The organism is Calidifontimicrobium sp. SYSU G02091 (assembly GCF_022631395.1).
Taxonomy (GTDB): Bacteria; Pseudomonadota; Gammaproteobacteria; order Burkholderiales; family Burkholderiaceae_C; genus Calidifontimicrobium; species Calidifontimicrobium sediminis.
Map to the genome: position 1 here is coordinate 41849 of NZ_JALBGB010000003.1, position 25745 is coordinate 67593.

Sequence of the window (25745 nt, forward strand, 5' to 3'; positions counted from 1 at the left end):
GCTAGCGCCCGAAAGCGTTGCCCATCGAGCCGCCGGCGTTGTCGCGGCTCGTCGCGCCGGGCTGCGGCTGCAGCGCGGCGGCGGCGTCGACCACGCGCGGGCGCACGCGCGTGCCGGGTGCGAGCGTCGGCGCGAGCAGCACGACGTCGCCGTCGGCCACGCCGTCGACTTCGACCTGGTCGAGCGTGCGCAGGCCCAGCCGCACGTCGACCGCCTCGGCGCGGCCGTCGCGCGCGACCAGCACGCTGCCACGTTCGGCGCCGGCGCCCGAGCGCAGCGCGGCCAGCGGCAGCACGCGCGCGCTCGCGCGCTCGCCGGTGACGACCTCGACCGACAGCGTCATGTCCTCGCGCAGGAAGGGCGGCGGCGCGCCGTCGGGCTCGAGGCGCACCTCGACGGCGCCGCGCTGCGCGTCGACGGCCGGCGCCAGCCGCGTGATACGCGCGCCGAACGGCCGCTCGGGGAACGCGTCGGCGAGCACCCGCGCCGTCTGGCCCGGCTGCAGCTGACCGAGGAAGCGCTCGTCGACGCTGCCGATCAGTTCGGTCGGGCCCTCGACGGCGAGTGTCAGCAGCGCCTTGCCCGGCTGCACGATCTGCCCCGGCTCGACGCGCCGCACGATCACCTTGCCGGCAGCCGGCGCGCGCAGCAGCGCCTGCGCGAGGCGCGCCTCGGCCGCGAGCACGGCCGCGCGCGCCGCGTCGAGCTGCGCCTGCGCGGCGGCGGCTTCGGCACCGTCGCCGCGCTGTGCTGCGGCCTGTACCTGCGCGGCGTCGCGCTGCGCACGCGCGACGTCGACTGCGCGCTGCGCGTCGTCGAGCCGCGCGCTGCTGACGAAGCCGCGCTCGACGAGCTCGCGGTTGCGCGCGAGTTCACGCTCGGCGGCCGCGAGGTTGGCCTCGGCCTGCGCGAGGGTGGCGTCGGCGCTCGGGCGCGACACGGCGCGCTGGGCCGCCAGGCGCGCCTGCGCCTGCGCGAGCGAGGCCTTCGCCTGCGCGAGCGCGGCGCGCCACTCGTCGTCTTCGAGCCGCAGCAGCACGGCGCCGGCGGCCACCGCGTCGCCTTCGTCGACGGCCACCTGCGCGACGCGGCCGGTCACGGTGGCACCCAGGTCGACGCGCGCCGGCGTCTGCACCCGGGCGCTGAACAGCAGCGTGCGCTGCAGCGGCTGCGTGCGCACGGCGGTGGCGGGGACGTCGAGCGGGTGCTCGCGCAGCACGAACCACGCCGCGAGCGCGATCGCGACGGCCAGCAGCGCGCCGAGTGCGCGCCGCACGCCGCGCCGGCGCAGCAGCGGGCGGTGCGGCGCCGCGGCCGAGTCGCCGTTCATGGGGAGCGTCGGAAGCTCAAGCGCCGAAGAGGTCGCCGGCGCCGGCGCGCGCCGGCGGCGCGAGGCCGAGGTGGCGGTACGCCGCCAGCGTGGCGACCCGCCCGCGCGGCGTGCGCTGCAGGTAGCCCTGCTGGATCAGGTACGGCTCGATGACGTCCTCGATCGTGCCGGGCTCCTCGCCGATCGCGGCGGCCACGTTGTCAAGGCCCACCGGCCCGCCGTCGAAGCGGTGCACGACGGCTTCGAGCAGCTTGCGGTCCATCACGTCGAAGCCCAGCGGGTCGACGTCGAGCAGTGCGAGCGCGGCGTCGGCGATCGGCGCGTCGATCAGCCCGCGGCCCTTCACGTCGGCATAGTCGCGCACGCGGCGCAGCAGGCGGTTCGCGATGCGCGGCGTGCCGCGGCTGCGGCGCGCGATCTCCATCGCGCCGGCGGCGTCGATCGGCACGTCGAGCAGCGCGGCCGAGCGCGTGACGATGCGCGCGAGCTCGTCGGGCGTGTAGAACTCGAGCCGCGCGACGATGCCGAAGCGGTCGCGCAGCGGGTTCGTCAGCATGCCGGCGCGCGTCGTGGCACCCACCAGCGTGAACGGCTGCAGGTCGAGCTTGATCGAGCGCGCGGCCGGCCCGTCGCCGATCATGATGTCGATCTGGTAGTCCTCGAGCGCGGGGTAGAGGATCTCCTCGACGACCGGGCTCAGGCGATGGATCTCGTCGATGAAGAGCACGTCGTGGCGCTCGAGCCCGGTGAGGATCGCGGCCAGGTCCTTCGGCTTCTCGAGCACGGGGCCGCTGGTCTGGCGCAGGTTGACGCCGAGTTCGTGCGCGATGATGTGCGCCAGCGTCGTCTTGCCCAGCCCCGGTGGGCCGAACAGCAGCACGTGGTCGAGCGCCTCGCCGCGCTGGCGCGCCGCGCGCACGAAGATCTCGAGCTGCTCGCGCGCCTTGGCTTGGCCGACGTAGTCGGCCAGCGCCTTCGGGCGCAGCGCGCGCTCGAACGCCTCTTCGTTCGGCGACGCCGGTGCGCCGCTGACGAGGCGGCGCGCGGCGGGCGCGGCGAAGTCGTCGGTCTGCAGGGCCATGGGGCATTATCGCCAGCGGCTCGCCTGTGGCGGCGGACGGATAATCGGGTCATGTCGTCGGCTGGCTGCACCCGCACGCGTCGCCGCGCGATCGTCGCGCTGGTCGCGGCGTGGGCGCTCGCCTTGCTGCCGGCGCTGTCGCAGGCGCTGGCTGCGATCACCGGCGAGCGCGCCTGGGCCGAGGTGTGTACCGCACAGGGTGCGCGCTGGGTGCCGCTCGGCGACGCGGCGCCGGACGATGCCGGCCGCACCGCACCGGCGTGCGAGTGGTGCGTCGCGTCGGCGCACGGCCCGGCACTGCCGCCGCCCGCCGCAGCGTGGACGCCGTCGGCGCGCCGCGACGAGCCGCCCCCAGCCGTCGACGGGCCGAGCTCGTCGTTGCCGGCGTGGGTGCATCCGCATCCGCGCGGGCCGCCGCCGACGATCGCCTGAACCCCGGCGCACCGCCATCGCGGTGCGCCATGGCGTGGTCGTGCCGCACGGCGGCGCGGCCGCGATGCCCTCGATCGACGACGGACCCCCGACCATGACGAATTCTTTCCGCACATCGACCCTCCTGTGCCGCCCGCTCGTGGCGGCCGCACTCGCGCTGGCGGCCAGCGCGCCATTCGCCCAGACCCAGCTCAAGGACCCGTGGGTGCGCGCCACCGTTGCGCAGCAGAAGGCCACCGGCATGTTCGCGCAGATCACGTCCGCCACCGGCGGCCGCCTCGTCGAGGCGCGTTCGCCGGTGGCCGGCGTCGTCGAGATCCACGAGATGGCGATCGACGGTAACGTGATGAAGATGCGCGCGATCCCGGGGCTCGACCTGCCGGCGGGCAAAACCGTCGAGCTCAAGCCCGGCGGCTATCACGTGATGCTGATGGACCTGAAGCGGCCGCTGAACGAGGGCGACACCGTGCCGGTGACACTCGTCGTCGAAGGCCGTGACGGCAAGCGCGAGACGATCGACGTGCAGGCGCCGGTGCGCCCGCTCGGCGCCGCGATGCCGCCGGCCCACGGCAAGCACTGACCGCCGCGGCTCCAGGCCTGCCTGCGCAGGCCTGGACGGCGGTCAGGCCCGTGTCGTCCCTGGCCCGGGCGGGCAGCCGCGGCGCGCGGCGGTCTACCGGTTCAGCGCCTTCAGCGCCAGCTTGATGCCGTCGGCGACGCCGACGTCGGGCGGCAGCGCCTTCAGCGCCGCGCTGGCCTCGCGCTCGCTGTAGCCGAGCGCGACGAGGGCCTGCACGATGTCGGCCTGCGCGTCGCTCACCGCGCCGGCCGGCGCCGCGACCTCGGGCGCGAGCTTGTCCTTGAGTTCGAGCAGCAGCCGCTCGGCCGTCTTCTTGCCGATGCCCGGCACCTTGACGAGCCGCGCACTGCTCTGCGCGGCCACCGCCTGCGCCAGCTCGGCCACGCTCAGGCCCGACAGGATCGCCAGCGCCGTGCGCGGTCCGACGCCGCTGATGCGCACCAGCTGGCGGAACGTCGCGCGTTCGTCGGCGCCGAGGAAGCCGAACAGCACCTGCGCGTCCTCGCGCACGACGAAGTGCGTCAGCAGCGTGACGCGCTCGCCGACCGCGGGCAGGTTGAAGAACGTGCTCATCGGCACGTCGACCTCGTAGCCGACGCCGCCGACATCGACGAGCACCGTCGGCGGCGACTTCTCGACGAGTGTGCCCGACAGGCGCCCGATCATCGGCGCGCGCTCACCGGCGGCCGAACAGGCCCAGCCGCTGCGCCTCGAGCGCGGCCTCGGCGCGCGAGCTCACGTTGAGCTTGCGGTAGATCTGCTTGACGTAGTCGGCGATCGTGTGCCGCGACAGGTTCAGCTGCTGGCCGATCTCGGGCAGCGTGAAGCCCTTGGCGACGCGCAGCAGCACCTCGTTCTCGCGCTCGGTCAGCTGCACGTGCGGCATCAGCGGCGCCGGGCGCGCCTGCGCGGCGAAATGCGCGATCACCTTGCGCGCGATCGACGGCGACAGCGGCGGCTCGCCCTGGCTGATGCGCTCGAGCTGAACCTTGATCAGCTCGCGCGCCTGCTCCTTGAGGATGTAGCCATAGGCGCCGGCCTGCAGCGCCGGGAACAGGTGGTCGTCGTCGTCGTGGATCGACACGACGACCGACTGCGCGTCGGGCTGCTGCTCGCGCAGCGCGGCGATCACGTCGACGCCCGAGCCGTCGGGCAGCCCGAGGTCGATCAGTGCGAGGTCGAAGCGCACGGCCGACACCAGCGACAGTGCGTCGTGCACGCGCGCGGCCTCCGAGATGTCGGCCTGCGGAAACACTTCGAGCAGCAGGTCGCGCAGCCAGCTGCGGATCTGCGGCAGGTCTTCGAGCAGCAGGATGGTCTTCATCGACGCGCCCCTCGGGCAACGAATCGCAACGATCGTAGCAGTGGCTCACGCGGCGGCGGCGGACGTCGCGAGCGGAAGCGTGAGGCGAATCACGGTTCCGTAGCCCGGGCCCGACTCGACGAGGCACTGGCCCTGCATCTGCTTGGCGCGGTGCTTCATGCTCGCCATGCCGTGACCGCGGTCGAGCCGTCCGTCGAGCTCGAGCGGGATGCCGCTGCCGTTGTCCTGGATCGTCAGCTCGAACTGGCCGCCGTCGACCGCGACGCGCACCGCGCAGTGCGACGCGCCGCTGTGCTTGATGATGTTGTTGACGGCCTCGCGCAGGATGCGCGTGGTCTGCACGTACACGCGCGCCGACAGCATGTGCTCGCCGTCCTCGACGGCAGTGGCCCAGTCGGCCTCGATGCCCGTCTGCGCCAGCCGCGAGACGACCTCGGCGCGCCAGTCGCCCAGCGCGTCGAGCAGGCGCACCGGCTTGCCGGTCAGGCCACGCACCGACAGGCGCATCTCCTCGAGCGCCTCGCGCGCGAGCGCCGAGATGCGGTCGTTGTCGCTGGTGTGCACGATCGTCAGCAGCTTGGCGCCGAGGTCGTCGTGCAGGTCGGCGGCGATGCGCTTGCGCTCCTGCTGCGTGACCTGCTCGACGCGCAGCTCGGCGAGCTGCGCGTAGTTGCGCTCGATCTGCGCGGCGGCCTCGCGCACGCGCGCCTCGAGCGTCTGGCGGTCGGCTTCGGCGGCGTGCAGCGCGCGGCCGTGCTCGCGCATCAGGTACAGCCCCATCGCAACGATGGCCGCCGGCAGCAGCGCGTGCGACAGCACCTGCCAGCGGTCGGCGAGCGCCCGCTGCTGCGCGACGAACTCGAGCCCCACGAGCGCGAGCGCGCCGAGCAGCAGCACGGCCATCGGCCCGAAGCGCTCGCGCCGGCGGTGCCACAGCGTCCACAGGTGCCAGCCGATCGCGGCGGTGGCCTCGGCCACGAACAGCGCATACCAGCCGCTGGCCACCGGGTGCAGCCGCTCGGGGCCGGCGAGCAGCAGCGTCGGCGGCACGACGACGCATTGCACGTACAGCGCGGTGTCGACCCAGCGTCCCTGCACGCCGCCGGCGTAGCGCAGCACGAACAGCACGCCGGCGAGCACGACGAGCGGCATGAAGGACACGAGCAGCACGTCGGCGGCGTGCCCCGACAGCGGCAGGTCGGTCCACCACAGCCGCGCACCGACGACACCCCAGCCGATCGCGAACGCGCCGAAGTACGCCAGGTGGCTGTGCGCGCGCTTGAGGCCGCCGATCAGCAGCATGAACACGCCCACCAGCACCAGCATCGCGCTCGTCGTCTGCGGCAGCGTCACGTTGAGCAGGTGCCGTCGCGCGTGCACCGGCGCGAGCTCGGCGTACAGCCCGAGCTGCATCGCCGACAGACCGCCGGCGCGCTGGCGCGACGCGACGGCGGCCAGCGGCTCGCCGACGACCTTGACGTCGACGGTGTTGACCCCGGGGCGCATCAGCGCCGACGGCAGCGCGACGAGCTGCGGGTGCTGGCAGTGGCGCGTGTACGGCTCGACGAGGCGCCCGCCCACGTGCACGCGCTGGCCGTTGAGCTGCACCTCGAGCGTCGAGCAAGCGCGCTCGACGTACAGCGCGAACAGCTCGCCACTCGCCTCGACGCCGCGCGCGTCGAATACGACGCGGTACCACACCGGGCCGCGCGTGCCGGGGCGCGAGCGCGACCATTCGTCGGGCAGCGGCACCCGCTGCGTCGCGGCGCCGTCGGGAAAGTACGCCGTGTCGCCGACCGCGCTCAGCGCCTCGTGCACGTCGAGGCGCTGCTGCGCGCGCGCGGTCGTGCACAGCACGGCGAGCGTCAGCAGCACCAGCAGCGTGGCAGCGGCCATCGCGCGCCGCGCGCCAGCGGCACGCCGCGGGGCAGGGGCGCATCGGAAAGCCATCGGCGCGCGATTGTGCGTCACGCGCCGGTGCGCCCGGCGCCCTTTGCGCGCCGCCGAAGCGGCGCGGGCGCGACAATGCACGCTTCGCGCGTCCCGCTTCCTGCCGCATGTCCACCGCCACGCTGCGCCACGCCTTCACCCCGGCCGACAACACGCGGCTGGCCCACCTGTGCGGGCCGCTCGACGAGCACCTGCGCGTGATCGAGCAGGCCAGCGGCGTGCGCATCGGCCACCGCCACGAGGCGTTCACGCTGCGCGGCGAGCGCGCCGCCGCCGAGCGCGTGCTCGCGCTGCTGCAGTCGCTGTACGAGCGGGCGCGCCGGCCGATCGCGCCCGAGACGCTGCAGCTCGCGCTCGTCGACGTGACGCAGGGGCTTGCTGCGCCGGGCGCCGGCGACGAGATCGTGCTGCACACGCGTCGCACCGACCTCGCCGGGCGCACGCCGAACCAGACGCGCTACCTGCGCAACATCCTCGCGCACGACATCACGTTCGGCATCGGGCCGGCGGGCACCGGCAAGACCTTCCTCGCGGTGGCCTGCGCCGTCGACGCCCTCGAGCGCAGCCAGGTGCAGCGCATCGTGCTGACGCGGCCCGCGGTCGAGGCCGGCGAGCGGCTGGGCTTCCTGCCCGGCGACCTGACGCAGAAGGTCGATCCGTACCTGCGCCCGCTGTACGACGCGCTGTACGACCTGATGGGCTTCGACCGCGTGCACAAGGCGTTCGAGCGCGCGACGCTCGAGATCGCGCCGCTGGCGTTCATGCGCGGGCGCACGCTGAACCACGCGTTCGTGATCCTCGACGAGGCGCAGAACACGACGCCCGAGCAGATGAAGATGTTCCTCACGCGCATCGGCTTCGGCTCGAAGGCCGTCGTCACCGGCGACACCAGCCAGATCGACCTGCCGCGCGGCGCCGAGAGCGGCCTCGTGCAGGCCGAGCGCGTGCTGCGCCGTGTCAGGGGGCTCGCGTTCACGCACTTCACGGCGGCCGACATCGTGCGCCATCCGCTGGTCGCGCGCATCGTCGAGGCGTACGACGCCGCCCGTGCGGTGGCCGACGACGCCGGCAAGGCCGACAGCGCCGGGGCCGCGGCCGCTGCGCGCCCGGCACGCGGCGCGAAGGGGCCGGCAGCGTGAAGCCCGGCCTCACGCTCGCGCTGCAGCAGCCCGACGGCCGACATCGCGCGCTGCTGCCGCGCCACCGCGTCGCGCAGTGGATCCGCGCCGCGCTCGACGCGCCGGGCGAGATCACGGTGCGCATCGTCGGCGAGGACGAGGGCCGGCGGCTGAACCGCGAGTTCCGCGGCAAGGACTACGCGACCAACGTGCTGACCTTCGACTACGCGCGCGCGCCCGTCGTGCACGCCGACCTCGTGCTGTGCGCGCCAGTCGTCGAGCGTGAAGCCGCCGCGCTCGGGTTGCCGGTGGCCGACCACTACGCGCACCTGCTCGTGCACGGCACGCTGCACGCGCAAGGCTACGACCACGAGCGCGGCGCGCGCGACGCCGCCGTCATGGAAGCGCGCGAGCGCGCGATCCTGCACGCGCTCGGCCTGCACGACCCCTACCCGGACCGCGGCCCCCTCGTCAGCGCCGCGCCGGCCACAGCACCGACGCGATCGCGGCGACCATCAGCGCCGCCGCCGCGCCGTCCTGCCAGTGCAGCGCCTCGCCCAGCGCGAGCGCGCCGCTGACGGTGCCCAGCACCGGGATCATCATCACCGACAGCGTCGACGCCACCGGCGGCAGCGAGCGCGCGAGCGTGAACCACGCGGCGTGCGCGAAGCCGAAGATCAGCACCGCGTTGTAGACGATCGCACCGGTGGCGGCGGCGTTCGGCGCGTGCCACTGCCCGCGCTCGACGAGGGCCGCCGCCGCCAGCATCACGACGGTGGTCACCGCCGTCATCCAGAACGACAGCGTCAGCGTCGGCAGCGCGATCGCGGTGCGGCGCAGCTGCTGCGTGCCCAGCGCCCAGCACGCGGCGGCCACCAGCATCACCGACGCGGCCAGCGGCGCGCCGGCGACGCGGTCGAACTCGTGCCACAGCAGCAGCACGACGCCCAGCGCCGCCGCGGCCACACCGGCGGCCTGGCGCGGGCGCAGCCGCTCGCCGAAGAGGGCTGCGCCGAGCAGCGCCGAGAACACCGGCATCGTGTAGCCGAGGATCGCCGCGCGTCCCGAGCTCAGGTGCGGCACCGACAGGATCACCAGCAGGTGCCACACGACCATGTTGGTCAGCGTCAGCACCGCCAGCTCGCGCCAGTGCGCGCGCGGCACGCGAAACGGCACCTTCAGCCCCAGCAGCGCCGCCGCGAGCACCGGCAGCCCGAGCAGCATCGACAGCGCGCGAAACGTCAGCGGCGGGTAGACGGTGACGCCGAGCTTCATCACGGGCCAGTTCAGGCCCCATGCGAGCGTCAGGCCGACGAGCAGCGCGAGCTGCGACGGCGCCAGCGTCATCGCGGCGTCGTGCCCAGGTAGCGCTTGCGCCAGAAGAACGCGACGAGGCCGATCGCGACCACGACCATCGTCCAGAACGCGAACCAGAAGCCCTCGGCGCTGTGGATCAGCGGCAGCGCATCGAAGTTCATGCCGAAGAAGCCGGTGATCAGGTTCAGCGGCAGGAAGATCGCGGTCAGCACGGTCAGCGTGCGCATGATGTTGTTGGTGCGGTGCCCGAGCGCCGAGAAGTGCATCTGCACCGCGGTCTCGATCGACTGCTCGAGCCGGCGCACGTGGCCGAGCACGCGCTCGATGTGTTCGAGCACGTCGCGCGAGCGCAGCCGCAGCAGTTCGCGCTCGCGCTGCGCCGCCTTGTCGGTCTCGGGCGGCCACTCGTCGAGCGCGTCGATCCATTCCTGCACCGCGCTCCTCTGGTCCTCGCAGGTGTCCTCGAGCAGGTGCAGGCGGTTGCGCGCGTCGAGCAGCAGCGCCCAGTCGTCGAAGTGGCTGCGCGGGTTCAGCAGCTCGAGCTGCAGCTCGCCGAGCTGGCGCGCGAGCAGGCGGCGCAGCTCGAGGTAGCTGTCGACCATGTGGTTGACCATGCGCAGCATCAGCTCGGCCGGGCTGGTCGGCAGGCGCGCGGACGCGGCCTGGCCGCGCTGCGCCAGGCGCGTCGCAAAGTGGTCGCGCACCGCGCAGTCGGCCGGGTGCACGCTGACGAGCACGCGGTCGAACACCGCAAAGCCGACCGGGCTGGTGTCGATTGCCTCGAGCGCCTCGCGCGTGGCGCGGCGCGTCGGGCGCTTGCCGTCGGCGAGCACCGTGCTGCCGGGCGCGGCGGCGAGCCGCCGGAAGACGAGCAGGTCGTAGTCGAACGTGGTGTCGAAGTGGCTCGGCAGCTGGTTGTTCAGCAGGTCCGACACGTGCAGGTCGACGAGCGTCGCGCCGCTCCAGTGCTGCAGCCGCGCCTGGATCTCGGCGGCGTGCACTTCGAACTCGCGCCGCGCGCTGCCGACCCACACGAAGCCGGTGGCGGGCAGATCGGCCGGCAGCGCGTCGAGTTCGGTGAACTGGTCCGGCGTGACGTGGAAGACGCGCATCAGCGCTGCTGCAGCTGGCGCGCGGCGTCGAGCGCGAAGTAGGTCAGCACGCCGTCGGCGCCGGCGCGCTTGAACGCGAGCAGCGACTCCATCATCACCGCGTCGTGGTCGAGCCAGCCGTTGGCGGCCGCGGCCTTGAGCATGCTGTACTCGCCGCTGACCTGGTACGCGAAGGTCGGCATGCGGAACGTGTCCTTCACGCGGCGCACGACGTCGAGGTACGGCATGCCCGGCTTGACCATCACCATGTCGGCGCCCTCGGCGATGTCGAGCGCGACTTCGCGCAGCGCCTCGTCGGTGTTGGCCGGGTCCATCTGGTAGACCTTCTTGTCGCTCTTGCCGAGGTTGCCCTTGCTGCCCACGGCGTCGCGGAACGGCCCGTAGAACGCGCTCGCGTACTTCGCGCTGTAGGCCATGATGCGCGTGTGGATCAGACCCGCGCCTTCGAGCGCGCTGCGGATCGCGCCGATGCGCCCGTCCATCATGTCGCTCGGTGCGACGATGTCGACGCCGGCCTGGGCCTGCACCTTGGCCTGCTGCGTCAGCACCGCCACCGTCTCGTCGTTGAGGATGTAGCCGCTGTCGTCGATCAGCCCGTCCTGGCCGTGCGTCGTGAACGGGTCGAGCGCGACGTCGGTCAGCAGGTTCAGCTCCGGAAAGCGCGCCTTCAGCGCCGCCACGGTGCGCGGCACGAGGCCGTCGGGATTCAGCGCCTCGCGGCCGTCGGGCGTCTTCAGCGACGGGTCGATGACCGGGAACAGCGCCATCACCGGCACGCCGAGCGCGAGGCACTGCTCGGCCACCGCGAACAGCCGGTCGACGCTTTGCCGCTGCACGCCGGGCATGCTCGGCACGTCTTCGCTGCGGTTCGTGCCGTCGAGCACGAACACCGGCAGGATCAGGTCTTCGGGCGCGAGGCGGTGCTCGCGCACGAGGGCGCGGATCGCGGCGTCGCGGCGCAGGCGGCGCGGGCGGCTGGCGGGGTACGGCGGCAGGGGGGCGTTCACGGCGGCGACCTCTTCGCAAGACGGGCGGGACGCCGTGCCGACGCCCCGCGACGATGATAGTGGCCCCGGGGGCTGCGTCGATAATGAAGCGATGAGTTCCGGCTACCTGTGGGTCAAGGCCTTCCACATCGTCTTCGTCGCGAGCTGGTTCGCGGGCCTGTTCTACCTGCCGCGCATCTTCGTCAACCTCGCGATGGTCGCGCCCGACAGCCACGCCGAGCGCGAGCGGCTTCTCGGGATGGGGCGCAGGCTGTACCGCTTCACGGTGCTGCTGATGTGGCCGGCGCTCGCGCTCGGCTTCGTGCTGTGGCTGTACTACGGCATCGGGTTGGGGCCCGGCAGCGGCTGGATGCACGCCAAGCTGGCCGGCGTCGTCGCCGTGATCGGCTACCAGCACGTGTGCCGGCGTCTGCTGCGCGACTTCGAGCGCGGCGCGAACCGGCGCAGCCACCGCTGGTTTCGCGTCTTCAACGAGGTGACGGTGCTGCTGTTCATCGCCATCGTCGTGCTCGTCGTCGTCAAGCCGTTCTGAGACTGCCGCCCGGCCACCGTCGACGGTCATGACGCGCGCGCGCAGCTCGGCCACGTGGCTGGTGCTGGCGTTCGCGCTCGTCGTCGTCTACGCGAGCCTGTTCCCGTTCGCCGGCTGGCGCGTGCCGCCGGGTGGTGTCGCGACGTGGCTGTGGCTGCCGTGGCCGGCGTGGTTCCCGCGCTTCGACATCGTCTCGAACCTGCTGGGCTACCTGCCGCTCGGCATGCTGGCCTATGTCGCCGCGGTGCGCAGCGGCTGGCGTGCCGGGGCCGCCTTCGCCGCGGCGGTCGCTGCGGCGGCGCTGCTGTCGTACACGCTCGAGGTGCTGCAGCAGTTCCTGCCGGCGCGCGTGCCGTCGCTGCTCGACCTCGTGCTCAACGCCGCCGGCGCGACGCTGGGCGCGCTCGCCGGTGCCGCTCTGCATGCCATCGGCGCGCTCGAGCGCTGGCAGTCGTGGCGCGACCGCTGGTTCGTGCGCGAAAGCGCCGGCGCGATCGCGCTGCTGCTGCTGTGGCCGCTGGGGCTGCTGTTCCCGACGCCGGTGCCGCTGGGCGTCGGGCAGGTGTGGGACGAAGCGCGTGGCTGGGCGCTGGCCGCGCTCGCGGGCACACCGTGGTTCGAGCCGGCGCAGGCCTTCTTCGCGCCGCCATCGGCGCCTGTGCCGCGGCCGAGCCTGATCGTCGAGGCGGTGGCCGTGGCGCTCGGCCTGCTCGTGCCCTGCCTGATCGCCTACACCGTGACGCACCCGGGGGTGCGCCGGCTGGTGCTGGCCGCCGGTGCCGCCGCCGTCGCGGTGGGCACGATGACGCTGGCCAGCGCGATGAACTACGGGCCCGACAACGCGCTCGCGTGGTGGACGCCGGCGGTCGGCCCCGGTCTGGTCGGCGGCCTGGCCGCTGCGGTGCTGTGCCTGCCGCTGGGTCGGCGGCACGTGGCCGGCGTCGCGCTGGTCGCGCTGACGGCGCTGGTGGCCATCGTCGCGATGGCGCCGACCGACGCCTATTACGCGCTCAACCTGCAAGGCTGGCAGCAGGGCCGCTTCATCCGCTTCCACGGGCTCGCGCAGTGGGTCGGCTGGTTCTGGCCCTATGTCGCGATGGGCTGGCTGCTGTCGCGGCTGGGCCGTGCCGGCGCGGCCTGAGGGGCCGGTGCACCCGCTGCCTACAATGGCGGCGATGAGCTATTACGCGCGTCACATCTTTTTCTGCCTGAACGAGCGCGAAGGCGGCGAGGCGTGCTGCGCGCAGCACGGCGCGCAGGCGGCGTTCGAGCACTGCAAGGCGCGCGCGAAAGCCGAGGGTTTGCTCGGCCCCGGCCACGTGCGCGTCAACCGCGCCGGCTGCCTCGACCGCTGCGCCGGCGGCCCGGTGGCCGTCGTCTACCCCGAGGCGGTGTGGTACCACTACGTCGACCTCGACGACATCGACGAGATCGTCGAGTCGCACCTGAAGCACGGCCGCGTCGTCGAGCGCTTGCTGCTGCCGCCCGACGTCGGGCGCTGAACCGTTGTCGACCCCTGCCTTGAACGCGAGCGCCGAGCGGCGCGTCGTCGCCGGCCCGGCCGGCGCGATCGAGTGCGTCATCGAGGAGCTGGCCGTGGCGACGCGCGGTGTCGCGGTGCTGTGCCACCCGCACCCGCTGCACGGCGGCACGATGGACAACAAGGTCGTGCAGACGCTGGCGCGCGCGCTGCGCCAGGTCGGCTGGCGCACGGTGCGCTTCAACTTCCGCGGCGTCGGCCATTCGCAGGGCCAGTGGGACGCGGGTCGCGGCGAGGTCGACGACGCGCTGGCGGTCGTGGCCGCGGTGCGCGACCCGGCGCTGCCGCTCGTGCTCGGCGGCTTCTCGTTCGGCGGCTACGTCGCGGCGCAGGCGGCGCGGCGCGTCGACCCCCCCGCGGCGCGGCTGGTGCTCGTCGCACCGGCCACGGGGAACTTCGACGTCGGCGCGGTGCCTGACGACACGCTGGTCGTCCACGGCGACGCCGACGACGTCGTGCCGCTGGCCGCCACGCTCGCGTGGGCGCGGCCGCAGGCGCTGCCCGTCGTCGTCGTGCCCGGCGTCGGCCACTTCTTCCACGGGCAGCTGCCGTTGCTCAAATCGATCGTCGTGCGCGCCTTCGCCGCCTGAGCGCGGCGGCCGCCCTTGCCCTGTCACCGATCCATGTTCCTGTTCGAGACTCTGCGACGCTTCCTCGTCACGACGACGCTGACCCTGGCCGCCGCGGCCGCCGCCGCGCAGCCGATCACCCCGCCCGAGATCGCCGCGCGCCAGTACGTGCTCGTCGACCTGACCACCGGCCAGACGCTGGCCGAGCGCGACGCGGACGTGCCGGCCGACCCGGCGTCGCTGACCAAGCTGATGACGGCCTACCTCGTGTTCACCGCGCTGCGCGACGGCAAGCTCACGCTCGAGCAGACGCTGCCGGTGAGCCAGCGCGCGTGGGACGAGCGCAAGGGCGACCCGTCGCTGATGTTCATCAACCCGACGATGACGCCCAAGGTCGACGAGCTGCTGCACGGGATGATCGTGCAGTCGGGCAACGACGCGACGGTCGCGCTCGCCGAGGGCGTGGCCGGCAGCGTCGAGACCTTCGTCGCGATGATGAACCGTCAGGCGCAGGCCTGGGGGCTGAAGAACACCGAGTTCCGCAACCCGACGGGCATGACCGAGCCCGGCCACCGCAGCAGCGCGCGCGACATCGCGACGATCGCCGCGCGCATCATCCAGGACTTCCCGCAGTACTACCGCTACTACGCGGTGCGCGAGTACACCTACAACAACATCCGCCAGGACAACCGCAACCTGCTGCTGCGTCGCGACCCGACGGTCGACGGCATGAAGACCGGCTATACCGCCGCCGCCGGCTACTGCCTCGTGGCCAGCGCGGTGCGCCAGTTCCCGAACCTCGGGCCGGGCGGCAAGGCGCCGGGGCCGAGGCGGCTGCTCAGCGTCGTGCTCGGCACGGCGTCGCGCGAGGCGCGCGCCAACGAGAGCCAGAAGCTGCTGAACTGGGGCTTCAGCGCGTTCGACGCGATCAAGCTGTTCGACGGTGGCAAGCCGATCGCGACGCCCGAGGTGTGGAAGGGTGCGCGCCGCCAGGCCGCGATCGGCGTCGCCAACGACGTCGTGCTCGCGGTGCCGCGCGGCGAGGCTGACCGCCTGCAGACGCGCATCGAGCGCACCGACCCGCTCGTGGCGCCGCTGACACAGGGCCAGCGCGTGGGCACGCTGAAGATCGCTACGCGCGCCGGCGCGCCGGTGGGCGAGGTGCCGCTCGTCGTGCTCGAGGCGGTGCCCGAGGCGGGGATCGTCGGCCGCGCGTGGGATGCGCTGCGGCTGTGGATCCGCTAAGCTGCCCGCCCGGACGGCCGAACCTCTCGCTGCGCTCGACGAAAGGCCCGCGATGACCCCCCTGCCCGACACGCTGTGTTTCCTCAACGGCGACTACCTGCGCCTGTGCGACGCCAAGGTCAGCGTGCTCGACCGCGGCTTCATCTTCGGCGACGGCGTCTACGAGGTGATCCCGGTCTACAACCGGCGCCTGTTCCGCTTCGACAGCCACATGGCGCGGCTCGAGCGCAGCCTGGCCAAGGTGCGCATCGCGGCGCCGGCCACGCGCGAGCAGTGGCTCGAGCGCGCGCGCGCGCTGGTGGCCGCGCTGCACGATCAGACCGGCGCCGAGGACCAGCTCGTCTACCTGCAGGTCACGCGCGGCGTCGCACTGCGCGACCACGTGATGCCGCCCGACATCGAGCCGACGGTGTTCATGATGGCCAGCGCGATGAAGCCGCCCACCGCCGAGCAGCGCCACCATGGGGTGGCCTGCGTGACGGCAGCCGACTTCCGCTGGCAGCGCGGCGACATCAAGAGCACGAGCCTGCTCGGTGCCGTGCTCGCGCGGCAGATCTCGGCCGACCGCGGCGCGGTCGAGACGATCCTCTTTCGCGACGGCTGGCTGACCGAGGCGTCGGCGAGCAACGTGTGGATCGTCCACGAGGGCGCGCTGCTCGGGCCGCCGAAGAGCGAGTACGTGCTCGAGGGCATCCGCTACGAGCTGCTGCGCGAGCTGTGCGAAGACGAAGGCATCGGCTACAATCTGCGCCCGATCAGCGAGGCCGACGTGCGCGCGGCCGACGAGGTGCTGCTCAGCTCGGCGACCAAGGAGGTGCTGCCCGTCACGCGCATCGACGGCGAACCGGTGGGCCACGGCGCGCTGCGTGGCAAGCCGGGGCCGGTGTATGCGCGGCTGTACGAGGCGTACCAGCGCGCCAAGGTCGAACAGTCGATCTGAGCCCCGCGCGATGACCGTCGAACTGCCCGAGATCCCGCCCGAACGCAGCCTGATCGAGTACCCGTGCGCGTTCCCGATCAAGGTGATGGGCGCGCACGTCGAGGGCTTCCGCGCCGCGATCGTGCAGGTCGTGCAGCGCTTCGACCCCGGGTTCGACCCGGCTAGCGTCGAGGAGCGGCCCAGCCGCGGCGGCAACTACCTCGGCCTCACCGTCACCGTCACCGCGACCAGCCGCGAGCAGCTCGACGAGCTGTACCGCACGCTGAGCACGCACCCGATGGTCAAGGTCGTGCTGTGACGGCCGCGGGGCCTTGAACCCCGCCGATCCGTCCCCATGTCCCCGCGCGGCGGCGTGAGGGCGCCGCCCCCCACCCCGATTCCAGCGCGAACGACGATGAGCGAGAAGCAAACCCTGTCCTTCCAGGCCGAGGTCAAGCAGATCCTGCACCTGGTCACGCATTCGCTGTACTCGAACAAGGAGATCTTCCTGCGCGAGCTGGTCTCCAACGCCAGCGACGCCTGCGACAAGCTGCGCTTCGAGGCGCTCGACCGCCCCGAGCTCTACGAGGACGCCCCGAACCTCGAGATCCGCGTCTTCTTCGACCCGGCGGCCAAGACGGTGACGATCCGCGACAACGGCATCGGCATGAGCGCTGAGGAGGCGGTGCAGCACCTGGGCACGATCGCCAAGAGCGGCACGCGCGAGTTCATGGCCCGCCTCGAGGGTGACCAGAAGAAGGATGCCAACCTGATCGGCCAGTTCGGCGTCGGCTTCTACTCCGGCTTCATCGTCGCCGACCGCATCACCGTCGAGTCGCGCCGCGCGGGCCTCAAGCCCGAGGAAGGCGTGCGCTGGACCAGCGACGGCAGCGGCGAGTTCGACGTCGAGCCGATCACGCGTGAGCAGCGCGGCACCGATGTGATCCTGCACCTGCGCGACGGCGAGGAGGAGTTCGCGAAGACCTGGCGCCTGAAGTCGATCATCGCCAAGTACTCCGACCACATCTCGCTGCCGATCCTGATGCGCAAGGAGAAGTGGGACGAAGACAAGAAGGAGTACGTGCTGTCCGACGAGTGGGAGACGGTCAACAAGGCCGCCGCGCTGTGGACGCGCCCGAAGAGCGAGATCACCGACCAGCAGTACATCGACTTCTACAAGCAGATCAGCTACGACAGCGACCCGCCGCTGGCGTACACGCACAACCGCGTCGAGGGGCGCACCGAGTACACGCAGCTGCTGTACATCCCGGCCAAGGCGCCGTTCGACCTGTGGAACCGCGACAAGCGCGCCGGTGTGAAGCTGTACGTCAAGCGCGTGTTCATCATGGACGACGCGCAGGCGCTGATGCCGGTGTACCTGCGCTTCGTCAAGGGCGTCGTCGACTCGGCCGACCTGCCGCTCAACGTCAGCCGCGAACTGCTGCAGGAAAGCCGCGACGTCAAGGCGATCCGCGAGGGCTGCACGAAGCGCGTGCTGTCGATGCTCGAGAGCCTGGCCGACAGCGACGACGCCGCCGAGCGCGAGAAGTACCTGAAGTTCTGGCGCGAGTTCGGCGCCGTGCTGAAGGAAGGCATCGGCGAGGACCACGCGAACCAGGAGCGCCTGGCCAAGCTGCTGCGCTTCGCGTCGACGCACGCCGACGAGGGCGTCAGCTTCGCCGACTACGTCAAGCGCATGAAGGAAGGGCAGGAGGCGATCTACTACCTGACCGCCGACAGCCTCGCTGCAGCCAAGGCCAGCCCGCAGCTCGAGATCTTCCGCAAGAAGGGCATCGAGGTGCTGCTGCTCGTCGACCGTGTCGACGAGTGGATGCTCGCGCACCTGTACGAGTTCGACGGCAAGCCGCTGCAAAGCGTCGCCAAGGGCGCGGTCGACCTCGGCAAGCTGCAGGACGAAGCCGAGAAGAAGCACGCCGAGGAGGTCGCCGAGGCGTTCAAGCCGGTGCTCGAGCGGCTCAAGACGGCGCTGAAGGACCGCGCGAAGGACGTGCGCGTGACGACGCGCCTGGTCGAGTCGCCGGCGTGCATCGTCGTCGACGAAGGCGACATGAGCGCGCACCTGGCGCGGCTGCTCAAGCAGGCGGGGCAGAACGCGCCGAAGTCGCAGCCGATCCTCGAGGTCAACCCCGACCACCCGCTGGTCAAGCGGCTCGAGAGCGACGAGCGCTTCGACGACTTGGCGAACATCCTGTTCGACCAGGCCTGGCTCGCCGAAGGTGGCCAGCTCGACGACCCGGCAGCCTACGTGCAACGCGTGACGCGGCTGCTGAGCGCCTGAGCGCACGCGCGCGGGTTCAGGCCGACATCAGCTCGACCTGCTCGCGCAGCTGCGTCGTCTGCTGGCTCCAGTACGCCGGCGTGCCGAACCACGGGAAGGCCACCGGGAACGCCGGGTCGTGCCAGCGTCGCGCGAGCCACGCGCTGTGGTACAGCATGCGCAGCGTGCGCAGCGGCTCGACGAGCGCGAGTTCACGCTCGTCGAGCGGCATGAAGACGCGGTAGCCGTCGAGCAGCGCGGCCCACGACGCGGCCGCGTGCGGGCCCTCGGGCTGCAGCATCCACAAGTCCTGCATCGCCGGGCCGTTGCAGGCGTCGTCGAGGTCGACGACATGCGGGCCGCCGCCGCCATCGTCGCCGACCTCGCGCCACAGGACGTTGCCGAGGTGGCAGTCGCCGTGCAGGCGCAGCAGGCGCAGGCCGGACACGCGCGCGAACGCGGCGTGCACCAGTGCCAGCGCCGCGTCGCAGGCGGCCTGCCAGCCGGCGCGTTCGGCCGGGGTGACGGCGTCGTGCGCGAGCAGCCAGTCGCGCGACGCGTCGCCCCAAGCCGTCGGCTCGAGCGTGCGGCGGTGCACGAAAGGCCGTCGCGCACCCACCGCGTGCAGTCGACCGATGAAGCGGCCGAGCCAGGCCGCGACGGCGGGGTCGTCGAGGTCGGGCGCGCGTCCGGCGTGACGGCGGCTGACGCTGAAGCGAAAGCCGCCGTTGAGCTCGGTGGCCAGCGTGGGCGGCGTGCCCGCCAGGCGCACGCGCCGCAGGTCGGCGCGCTCGGCCGGCATCGGTTCGGGTGCGACGACGGGCACGTCGGCGGCGGCCAGTTCGAGCGCGAAGGTATGCTCCTCGAGGATTTGCGCGTCGCTCCAGCGCTGCGGACGGTAGAACTTGGCCACCGCCGCGCTGCCGTCGTCGAGGAACATCTGGAAGACGCGGTTCTCGTACGAGTTCAGCTGCAGCATGCGCCCGTCGGGGCGCCAGCCGGCATCGCTGAGGGCGTCGAGCACGCGCTCGGGCGTGAGGGCGGCGAAGGCGCCTGGCGCGTCGCCGCCCGGCGCGGCGGTCGCGCTCAATGCCCGCCGGCCGAGCCGTAGCGCGGGAGGTCGCGGCCGTAGTCGCGACGCGCGTCAAGCTCGTCGTCGATCTCGCGCTGCTCCTCGGGCCAGATGCCGTTGTCCAGCGGCATCGGTCGCGACGGGCGCACCGGCGGCGCCGCGAAGCGCTCGTCGGGGCGGCCGTTGGCGCGGCGCGGCGCCGGCGGCACCGGCGCCTTCGACGAGAAGGGGCTGTACTCGCTCGGGTAGCTGGTGTCCATGCGGCTGTCGACGCCGAAGAACGAGTCATGGAAGAAGCCCGAGTCCTGCCACAGCATCGGCCGCCGCGGGCGCCGCGGCGCCACCGGCGGCCGCAGGGGCTCGTGCTCCTCGCGCAGCGGCGGCGCGCCGTAGCCACTGACCGTCGCGGAGGCTACCGCCTGCGCGCTGCGCGCCGCCGGGCTCGTCTGCGGCACCAGCAACTGCAGCTCGGGCACCGACGGCAGGTGGTCGGGCGAGCAGCGCAGATAGCGGATGCGGCAGGCGCCGAGCACCGCATGCTTGATTTGCAGCGTGCGGCGCGAGCCGCTGCGTTCGTGGTCGAAGTCGATCGCCGCGAGCACGCGCCCGTTCGGGCTGCAGATCGCGAACGTCACGTGTGTCGCGCCGAGCAGGTCGTACCAATAGCGCACTTCGTGCGGGTCGGTCGGCTGGCAGAAGCGCACCAGCGGCAGCTTGGCCAACACGACGTGGTGCGGCAGCGCTTCGCGCAGTTGGCGGTACAGGCGCCGCTCCTCGGTATTGAACACCGGCCGTGCGGTGAGCGCCCACTCGCTGGGCAGCGGCTTCGGCTTCGAACTGCGGCGGCTGCTCCAGGCCAGCACGGCGGCCACCAGCAGCGCGAGCGCCGCGAGGGCGAGCGCCAGCATCGAAGGGAGCGTCGTGTCGAGCATCGGGGGCGGGGTTGGCGCACCGTGAGCGCCACGACCGCCGGCGCGCACCGCACATCACGCAACAACTTGCGTCGGCATGTTACTGCGCCGTCTGCGCAGCGGCAGCCCCCGGTTCGTGCGGTTTGCCGCTGCCGCGGCGCCGTCAGTCGATGCCGGCTTGGCCGCTTCGGCTGCCGATCATCGCCTTGACGTCGGCGATCGCATCGATCAGCCCGTCGAGCCGGCGTGCCTGCGCCTTGAGCCGGTAGTCGATCTCGGCCGCGCTGCCTTCGACGATTTCACTGACGTGCGAGGCCACGTCGTCGGGTGGCAGGCGCAGGCGCGCCTCCGAGTCGGTGCCGGCGCGGTCGATCGTGGCACCGGCGTTGCGCGCAATGCGCAGCATGGCGGTGTTCTCGCTCAGCGCGTGGATCACCATCGTGTCGACGCCACGGTTGCGCGCGTGCAGCACCGCGTGGTCGAACAAGCGCGCGCCATAGCCTCGCCCCCGCGCCTTGGGCAGCACCGAGACGCCGAACTCCGCCTCGCGCGAATCGCCCAGGTACGCCAGGTGCGCCAGCGCGATCAGCTCCAGCCGGCGGTTGAAGATGCCGAACACCTCGTCGCGCGCGAAGTCGATCCCGTCGACGTAGCGTGCGATCTGCGCGTCGGTGGCCGGATGGCCGAAGCGAAGATAGCGATCGGCCTCGTCGAGCGCCAGCAGGTGCGCGAGGATGCGCGGCCGGTGCCGCTCGGCCAGCGAGCGGATCGGAATCCAGCGAAACGCGGGGGCCGGCGGGCGCGGGTTGTCGTCGCGCCCGTGGCGGTGCTCGCGCAGCCCCGGGCGGCTCAGCATGTCACCGGGAAAGCCCATGCAGTTCTCCTTCCTTCGGCACGTCGGCCTAGGGTTAACCCCAATCGTAGCGGACGCTGCTGGAGTGCGCTCCCCAGCGTTCGCGCCGGTGTGTGGACGATGCCGCGCCGCGAGCGCCGTTGCACGCTATACTTACAGGCTTTCCCGATAGCGGCGGGGAATGCGCTGGCGGCAGCACGAGGCGTTCGCCTCCAGCGAATCAGCACCGAAGCACCTGAGCACCGAGAGGCGGCCCCCAATAAGCCGCGCCGAGGTGAGAGCGACGGGGCACAGCATGCAGCCGTGTCGAGGTCGGTGGTGAAGGGCGCGAACGAGCGTCGGTCGCTTCCGGCCGCAACGAAAGACCCTCATGAAGACCTTCAGCGCCAAGCCGGCCGAGGTGAAGCACGAGTGGTTTGTGATTGACGCCACCGACAAGGTGCTCGGACGTGTCGCCAGCGAAGTGGCACGCCGTTTGCGCGGCAAGCACAAAGCCATCTACACGCCTCACGTCGATACCGGTGACTACATCATCGTCGTCAACGCCGCCAAGCTGCGCGTGACCGGCAACAAGGCCACCGACAAGATCTACTACCGCCACAGCGGCTACCCCGGTGGCATCTACGCCACGTCGTTCAAGGACATGCAGGCCAAGCATCCGGGGCGCGCGCTCGAGAAGGCGGTCAAGGGCATGCTGCCCAAGGGGCCGCTGGGCTACGCGATGGCCAAGAAGCTGAAGGTCTATGCGGGCGGCGAGCACCCGCACACCGCGCAGCAGCCCAAGGCGCTCGAGATCTGAGGAGCGGTGTGATGATCGGAAACTGGCATTACGGCACCGGCCGCCGCAAGTCGTCGGTGGCGCGCGTGTTCATCAAGAAGGGCAGCGGCAAGATCGTCGTCAACGGCAAGCCCGTGGACGAATATTTCGGCCGCCAGACCTCGATCATGATCGTCAAGCAGCCGCTGCTGCTGACGAACAACGGCGAGGCCTTCGACATCAAGGTCAACGTCCATGGCGGTGGCGAGTCGGGGCAGGCGGGCGCGGTGCGCCACGGCATCACGCGTGCGCTGATCGACTACGACGCGGCGCTCAAGCCCGAACTCAGCCGCGCCGGCTTCGTGACACGCGACGCGCGCGAAGTCGAGCGCAAGAAGGTCGGCCTGCACGGCGCGCGCCGTCGCAAGCAGTTCAGCAAGCGCTGATCCCGGCGCCGTCGGGATCGTCAGGGGCCGCTGCGGTGCGGCCCTTTGCTTTTTTCGCTCCGCGCGAAGCCCACAACCTGGGAAAGGGCAAGCGGCGGCGCGGCGGGGGGCGTTTGCGCTAACGTCGCGGCTGTGGGCGTGCCTGCGTCTGCAAGCAGGCAATCACCATCCGAATGGACGCGGTTGAAAACCGCGGGCCGCGGCCCCAATATCGAGTTGATGTCACCGAGGGATGCCACATGAGTGCTGTCGCCGAACCGAAGTCCGACGTCGCGGGTGAGATGCCGGCCCCGCTGCTGTTCACCGACAGCGCGGCCGACAAGGTCAAGCAGCTCGTCGACGAAGAGGGCAACCCCGACCTGAAGCTGCGCGTGTTCGTGCAAGGCGGCGGCTGCTCGGGATTCCAGTACGGTTTCACATTCGACGAAGTCGTCAACGAAGACGACACGCAGATGACGAAGAACGGCGTCACGCTGCTGATCGACGCGATGAGCCTGCAGTACTTGGTCGGTGCCGAGATCGACTACAAGGAAGACCTGCAAGGCGCCCAGTTCGTCATCAAGAACCCGAACGCCACGACGACCTGCGGCTGCGGCTCGTCGTTCTCGGTCTGACCGTCACCTGATTGCGCCGACGGCCGCCTGCGGGCGGCCGTCGTGCTTTCAGCGCGCCGGATAGAGCGCACCGAGCACGCGCGGGCCGCACGCGCCGGTGACCTCGCAGCGGTTGCCGGGCTGCCGCTCGAGGTGCGCGTGGGCGAGCCAAGCGAACGCCGCCGCCTCGACGTGCATCGGGTCGAGCCCGACGGCGGCACTGGTCACGACCTCGACGCGCGGAGAATGCGCGGCCAGCGCCGTCATCAGGGCGTGATTGCGCGCACCGCCGCCGCAGACGATGAGCCGCTCGGTGGCGGGGGCGTGGCGGCGCAGCGCGTCGCTGGCGGCCGCCGCGGTCAGGGCGACCAGCGTGGCCTGGACGTCGGCCGCAGGCAGGGTCTTGAACGGCTGCAAGCGCGCGTCGAGCCACTCGACATGGAACAGGTCGCGGCCGGTCGTCTTCGGCGGTGGCAGCGCGAAGTAGGGCTCGGCGAGCAGCGCGGCCAGCAGGGCGGCGTTCACGCGTCCGCCCGCGGCCCAACGGCCGTCTTCGTCGTAGCGGCGGCCGGTGTGACGCTCGCACCACAGGTCGAGCAGGACGTTGCCGGGGCCGCAGTCGAAACCGGCGACCTCGCCGCCCGCGCCGAGCAGCGTCAGGTTGGCGATGCCGCCGATGTTGAGCACCGCGACCGCGTGGCCCGGCCGCGCGAAGCAGGCGGCGTGGAACGCGGGCACCAGCGGCGCGCCCTGGCCGCCGGCGGCGAGGTCGCGGCGGCGGAAGTCGCAGACGACGTCGATGCCGGTGTGTTCGGCGAGCCAGGCCCCATCGTCGAGCTGGATCGTGTAGGGCACGGCGACGTCGGCAGCGGGCGGCCGGTGCCGCACGGTTTGCCCGTGCGAGCCGATCGCGCGGACTTCGGCCGCGCGAACGCCGGCATGCGCGAGCAGCTGGCGCACGGCGGTGGCGGCCAGCGCGACGAGACGACGCGTCGCGACGGCGGCACGGTGCAGCTCGTCGTCGCCGCGCCGGTTCAGTGCCAGCAGCTCGGCGCGCAGGCCGTCGTCGAACGCGCTGTGGTGGTGGGCGTGCACCGTCAGCGCCAACCCAGCCGGTGTGTCGTCGATCCGCGTCAGCACGGCGTCGAGCCCGTCGAGCGAGGTGCCCGACATCAGACCGACGTACAGCGGCATCGCGGCGGCGGTGGGCCGCTCAATCGCGCGTCAATGCCGCGCTGACCGTGGCGCGTGCGGCGTCGAGTTTGGCCGCCGCGATGCGGGCCTGCTGCTCGAAGGCGGCACGCTCGGCCGCCGGCAGCACGACGGGCTCCGACGAGCGCGCGATGCGCAGCGGGTCCTCGTGCTGGCCATTGACGTGGAACTCGAAGTGCAGGTGCGGGCCGGTGGCCCAGCCGGTGGCGCCGACGGCGCCGATGTGCCGCCCTTGGGCCACACGCTCGCCGCGCTTGACGTCGATGCGGCTCAGGTGCGCGTACAGCGTCGTGCGGTTGTTGCTGTGGCGCACGATCACGACGTTGCCGTAGCCGTTCTGCCAGCCGGCGAATTCGACGATGCCGTCGCCGACGACGCGCACCGGCGTGCCGGTGGGTGCACCGTAGTCCACGCCCTTGTGCGCACGCATCTGCTGCAGGATCGGGTGCATGCGCATCGCGAAGCCCGAGGTCACGCGCGAGAATTCGAGCGGGCTGGCGAGGAACGTGCGGCGCTTGCTCTGGCCATCGAAGCCGTAGTAGCCACCGCGCCCATCGCGGCCGCGGTACCACAGCGCCTGGTGCGTACGCCCGGCGTTGACGAACTCGGCGGCCAGCACGCGGCCGGTGCCCTGGTTCCAGACGATGGGTTCGCCGTCGGCGGTCAGCGTCTCGTAGACGACGCTGAACGTGTCGCCGCGGCGCAGCTCACGGTGGAAGTCGATGTCGGCCGAGAACACCTCGGCGATCTGGATCGCGACCGGATCCGGGATGCCGGCCTCGTCGGTGGCCGCGAACAGCGATGAGCGGATCGTGCCGCTGCCCACGCGCACCTGCGTCTCGAGCGGCACCGTCTCGAGCCGCGTCTGCCACGTGTCGCCCTGGCGCTGCACCGTCAGGCGCGAGAAGTGCGTTGCCGCGCGTTCGCCTTCGGCCGGGTAGCGCGCCACCAGCTCGACCAGCGAGCCGTCGTCGCGCGCCACGGCACTGACCAGTTTGCCCGGCCGGCCCTCGACGACGCGGCGCGCCACCGCGTCGCGGCGCAGGAAGGCGGCGGCGTCGGCGTCGCTGACGCCCAGGCGCTGCAGCAGGCTGTCGGTCGTGTCGCCCGTGCGCGTGATCTGGCTGCGCGACAGCTCGAGCGAGTGCGCCGCCAGCGCTTCCAGCTGCGCCTCCAGCGGCAGCGGCTCGATCGCCTCGGAGATCACCCGCCGCGGCAGGTCGTTGGCGTCGGGCGCCAGCGGCGCGATGCCGAACGCCGTCGCGGCAAAGCCAACCAGCGCCACCGTCACGCCAATGACGACGCCGCGGTGATGGCGGGTGACGAATCGTTGGCCACTCTCGGCGGCCTGGTTCAACCAGCCCAACGGTTCCACGTGCCAGGAGGGGCCGCCTCGGCCCGTCGCTTGTTGATCTTCTCGAGCCCGGCACGGCCGTGGCTTCGATCGTGCTCGCACGGGTGCCCGATAGAATCGCGGACCCGCCGAACGTCGCTGCGGTTGTTTTTATTGATGACGGCCAAATTGGCCGCCGCGAAGTATAGCCAGCGTGATCGTCCGCGCAACGCG

At 72.1% G+C, this 25745-nt stretch carries 27 protein-coding genes and 1 pseudogene; 15 read left to right on the forward strand and 13 right to left on the reverse strand.

What is annotated here, in order from left to right; genetic code table 11:
• Window position 1: 1 nt before the first annotated feature.
• Entirely contained in the window at window positions 2-1330 is a 1329-nt protein-coding gene (locus tag MOJ79_RS02865; RefSeq protein ID WP_241922794.1) for an efflux RND transporter periplasmic adaptor subunit, read from the reverse strand.
• Window positions 1331-1346: 16 nt separating this feature from the next.
• On the reverse strand, window positions 1347-2411 hold the full coding sequence (gene ruvB / locus MOJ79_RS02870; protein ID WP_119353924.1) for a Holliday junction branch migration DNA helicase RuvB: 1065 nt from the start codon (window positions 2409-2411) through the stop codon (window positions 1347-1349).
• Between the two features lie 51 nt (window positions 2412-2462).
• Between ruvB and MOJ79_RS02875 the strand changes: the two genes are divergently transcribed.
• On the forward strand, window positions 2463-2843 hold the full coding sequence (locus MOJ79_RS02875) for a DUF2946 family protein (RefSeq protein WP_241922795.1): 381 nt from the start codon (window positions 2463-2465) through the stop codon (window positions 2841-2843).
• Window positions 2844-2937: 94 nt separating this feature from the next.
• Window positions 2938-3423, forward strand: a complete 486-nt coding sequence (locus tag MOJ79_RS02880) for a copper chaperone PCu(A)C (protein ID WP_241922796.1) — start codon at window positions 2938-2940, stop codon at window positions 3421-3423.
• Window positions 3424-3516: 93 nt separating this feature from the next.
• Here MOJ79_RS02880 and ruvA read toward each other — a convergent pair whose 3' ends face one another.
• Genes ruvA through MOJ79_RS02895 form a run of 3 tightly spaced genes read right to left on the reverse strand, consistent with a single transcriptional unit; the run spans window position 3517 to window position 6643 of the window.
• Window positions 3517-4089: a Holliday junction branch migration protein RuvA gene (gene ruvA / locus MOJ79_RS02885; RefSeq protein WP_119353926.1), complete on the reverse strand. Its 573-nt coding sequence runs from the start codon at window positions 4087-4089 to the stop codon at window positions 3517-3519.
• A gap of 10 nt (window positions 4090-4099) precedes the next feature.
• The gene (locus tag MOJ79_RS02890; RefSeq protein ID WP_119289190.1) at window positions 4100-4747 is read right to left on the reverse strand and encodes a response regulator; all 648 of its coding nucleotides are present in this window, start codon (window positions 4745-4747) and stop codon (window positions 4100-4102) included.
• 45 nt (window positions 4748-4792) lie between these two features.
• A complete protein-coding gene (locus MOJ79_RS02895; RefSeq protein ID WP_241922797.1) occupies window positions 4793-6643 on the reverse strand; it encodes a sensor histidine kinase in 1851 nt (616 codons plus the stop codon).
• 161 nt (window positions 6644-6804) lie between these two features.
• On the opposite strand from MOJ79_RS02895, the gene MOJ79_RS02900 reads away from it, so the two are divergent.
• Both MOJ79_RS02900 and ybeY read left to right on the forward strand, forming a co-directional pair.
• Window positions 6805-7836: a PhoH family protein gene (locus MOJ79_RS02900; RefSeq protein ID WP_241922798.1), complete on the forward strand. Its 1032-nt coding sequence runs from the start codon at window positions 6805-6807 to the stop codon at window positions 7834-7836.
• Window positions 7833-8267 (forward strand): annotated as a pseudogene (ybeY, locus tag MOJ79_RS02905) (rRNA maturation RNase YbeY); the annotation flags it as partial. The gene MOJ79_RS02900 and the pseudogene ybeY, both read left to right, overlap by 4 nt.
• A gap of 19 nt (window positions 8268-8286) precedes the next feature.
• Here the strand turns inward: ybeY and MOJ79_RS02910 are convergent.
• The 3 genes from MOJ79_RS02910 to hemB are packed head-to-tail and all read right to left on the reverse strand — an operon-like array spanning window position 8287 to window position 11251.
• The gene (locus tag MOJ79_RS02910) at window positions 8287-9162 is read right to left on the reverse strand and encodes a DMT family transporter (protein WP_241922799.1); all 876 of its coding nucleotides are present in this window, start codon (window positions 9160-9162) and stop codon (window positions 8287-8289) included.
• Entirely contained in the window at window positions 9159-10244 is a 1086-nt protein-coding gene (locus MOJ79_RS02915; RefSeq protein ID WP_241922800.1) for a magnesium transporter CorA family protein, read from the reverse strand. The genes MOJ79_RS02910 and MOJ79_RS02915 overlap by 4 nt, the downstream gene beginning before the upstream one ends.
• Window positions 10244-11251, reverse strand: coding sequence for a porphobilinogen synthase (gene hemB, locus MOJ79_RS02920; RefSeq protein WP_241922801.1), 1008 nt, complete (start codon window positions 11249-11251; stop codon window positions 10244-10246). Before hemB ends, MOJ79_RS02915 begins: the two co-directional genes overlap by 1 nt.
• Before the next feature lie 91 nt (window positions 11252-11342).
• Here hemB and MOJ79_RS02925 point away from each other — a divergent pair, with 91 nt between their 5' ends.
• The 8 genes from MOJ79_RS02925 to htpG all read left to right on the forward strand — a co-directional run bounded on the left by MOJ79_RS02925 (window position 11343) and on the right by htpG (window position 18355).
• Complete coding sequence (locus MOJ79_RS02925) at window positions 11343-11783, forward strand: CopD family protein (protein ID WP_119289198.1); 441 nt, start codon at window positions 11343-11345, stop codon at window positions 11781-11783.
• Between the two features lie 28 nt (window positions 11784-11811).
• The gene (locus MOJ79_RS02930) at window positions 11812-12924 is read left to right on the forward strand and encodes a VanZ family protein (protein WP_241922802.1); all 1113 of its coding nucleotides are present in this window, start codon (window positions 11812-11814) and stop codon (window positions 12922-12924) included.
• A gap of 34 nt (window positions 12925-12958) precedes the next feature.
• Window positions 12959-13285 (forward strand): (2Fe-2S) ferredoxin domain-containing protein, encoded by a 327-nt coding sequence (locus tag MOJ79_RS02935; RefSeq protein ID WP_119289202.1) that lies wholly within the window; start codon window positions 12959-12961, stop codon window positions 13283-13285.
• Window positions 13286-13304: 19 nt separating this feature from the next.
• Window positions 13305-13913 carry an alpha/beta hydrolase gene (locus MOJ79_RS02940; RefSeq protein WP_241922803.1) on the forward strand — a complete coding sequence of 203 codons (609 nt, stop codon included), beginning with the start codon at window positions 13305-13307 and terminating at the stop codon, window positions 13911-13913.
• Between the two features lie 33 nt (window positions 13914-13946).
• On the forward strand, window positions 13947-15137 hold the full coding sequence (locus MOJ79_RS02945) for a D-alanyl-D-alanine carboxypeptidase family protein (protein WP_241922804.1): 1191 nt from the start codon (window positions 13947-13949) through the stop codon (window positions 15135-15137).
• A 52-nt stretch (window positions 15138-15189) separates the two neighbouring features.
• Window positions 15190-16077, forward strand: a complete 888-nt coding sequence (locus MOJ79_RS02950) for a D-amino acid aminotransferase (protein ID WP_241922805.1) — start codon at window positions 15190-15192, stop codon at window positions 16075-16077.
• Between the two features lie 10 nt (window positions 16078-16087).
• A complete protein-coding gene (locus MOJ79_RS02955; RefSeq protein ID WP_162910973.1) occupies window positions 16088-16375 on the forward strand; it encodes an HP0495 family protein in 288 nt (95 codons plus the stop codon).
• A gap of 96 nt (window positions 16376-16471) precedes the next feature.
• Window positions 16472-18355 (forward strand): molecular chaperone HtpG, encoded by a 1884-nt coding sequence (gene htpG, locus MOJ79_RS02960; protein WP_241922806.1) that lies wholly within the window; start codon window positions 16472-16474, stop codon window positions 18353-18355.
• Between the two features lie 16 nt (window positions 18356-18371).
• Here htpG and MOJ79_RS02965 read toward each other — a convergent pair whose 3' ends face one another.
• The 3 genes from MOJ79_RS02965 to MOJ79_RS02975 all read right to left on the reverse strand — a co-directional run bounded on the left by MOJ79_RS02965 (window position 18372) and on the right by MOJ79_RS02975 (window position 21191).
• Complete coding sequence (locus MOJ79_RS02965) at window positions 18372-19424, reverse strand: serine/threonine protein kinase (protein ID WP_241922807.1); 1053 nt, start codon at window positions 19422-19424, stop codon at window positions 18372-18374.
• On the reverse strand, window positions 19421-20314 hold the full coding sequence (locus tag MOJ79_RS02970) for a DUF2726 domain-containing protein (RefSeq protein WP_241922808.1): 894 nt from the start codon (window positions 20312-20314) through the stop codon (window positions 19421-19423). Before MOJ79_RS02970 ends, MOJ79_RS02965 begins: the two co-directional genes overlap by 4 nt.
• A 166-nt stretch (window positions 20315-20480) precedes the next feature.
• Complete coding sequence (locus tag MOJ79_RS02975; RefSeq protein WP_241922809.1) at window positions 20481-21191, reverse strand: GNAT family N-acetyltransferase; 711 nt, start codon at window positions 21189-21191, stop codon at window positions 20481-20483.
• A gap of 349 nt (window positions 21192-21540) precedes the next feature.
• On the opposite strand from MOJ79_RS02975, the gene rplM reads away from it, so the two are divergent.
• The 3 genes from rplM (at window position 21541) to erpA (ending at window position 22987) form a co-directional block, all read left to right on the forward strand.
• Window positions 21541-21969, forward strand: coding sequence for a 50S ribosomal protein L13 (gene rplM, locus MOJ79_RS02980; RefSeq protein WP_241922810.1), 429 nt, complete (start codon window positions 21541-21543; stop codon window positions 21967-21969).
• 11 nt (window positions 21970-21980) lie between these two features.
• A complete protein-coding gene (gene rpsI / locus MOJ79_RS02985; RefSeq protein WP_241922811.1) occupies window positions 21981-22373 on the forward strand; it encodes a 30S ribosomal protein S9 in 393 nt (130 codons plus the stop codon).
• Window positions 22374-22612: 239 nt separating this feature from the next.
• Entirely contained in the window at window positions 22613-22987 is a 375-nt protein-coding gene (gene erpA / locus MOJ79_RS02990) for an iron-sulfur cluster insertion protein ErpA (protein ID WP_119289699.1), read from the forward strand.
• Window positions 22988-23035: 48 nt separating this feature from the next.
• Here the strand turns inward: erpA and MOJ79_RS02995 are convergent, their stop codons facing one another.
• Entirely contained in the window at window positions 23036-24160 is a 1125-nt protein-coding gene (locus MOJ79_RS02995) for an anhydro-N-acetylmuramic acid kinase (RefSeq protein WP_241922812.1), read from the reverse strand.
• A gap of 19 nt (window positions 24161-24179) precedes the next feature.
• Window positions 24180-25553, reverse strand: coding sequence for a M23 family metallopeptidase (locus tag MOJ79_RS03000; RefSeq protein WP_442863092.1), 1374 nt, complete (start codon window positions 25551-25553; stop codon window positions 24180-24182).
• Window positions 25554-25745 lie beyond the last annotated feature (192 nt).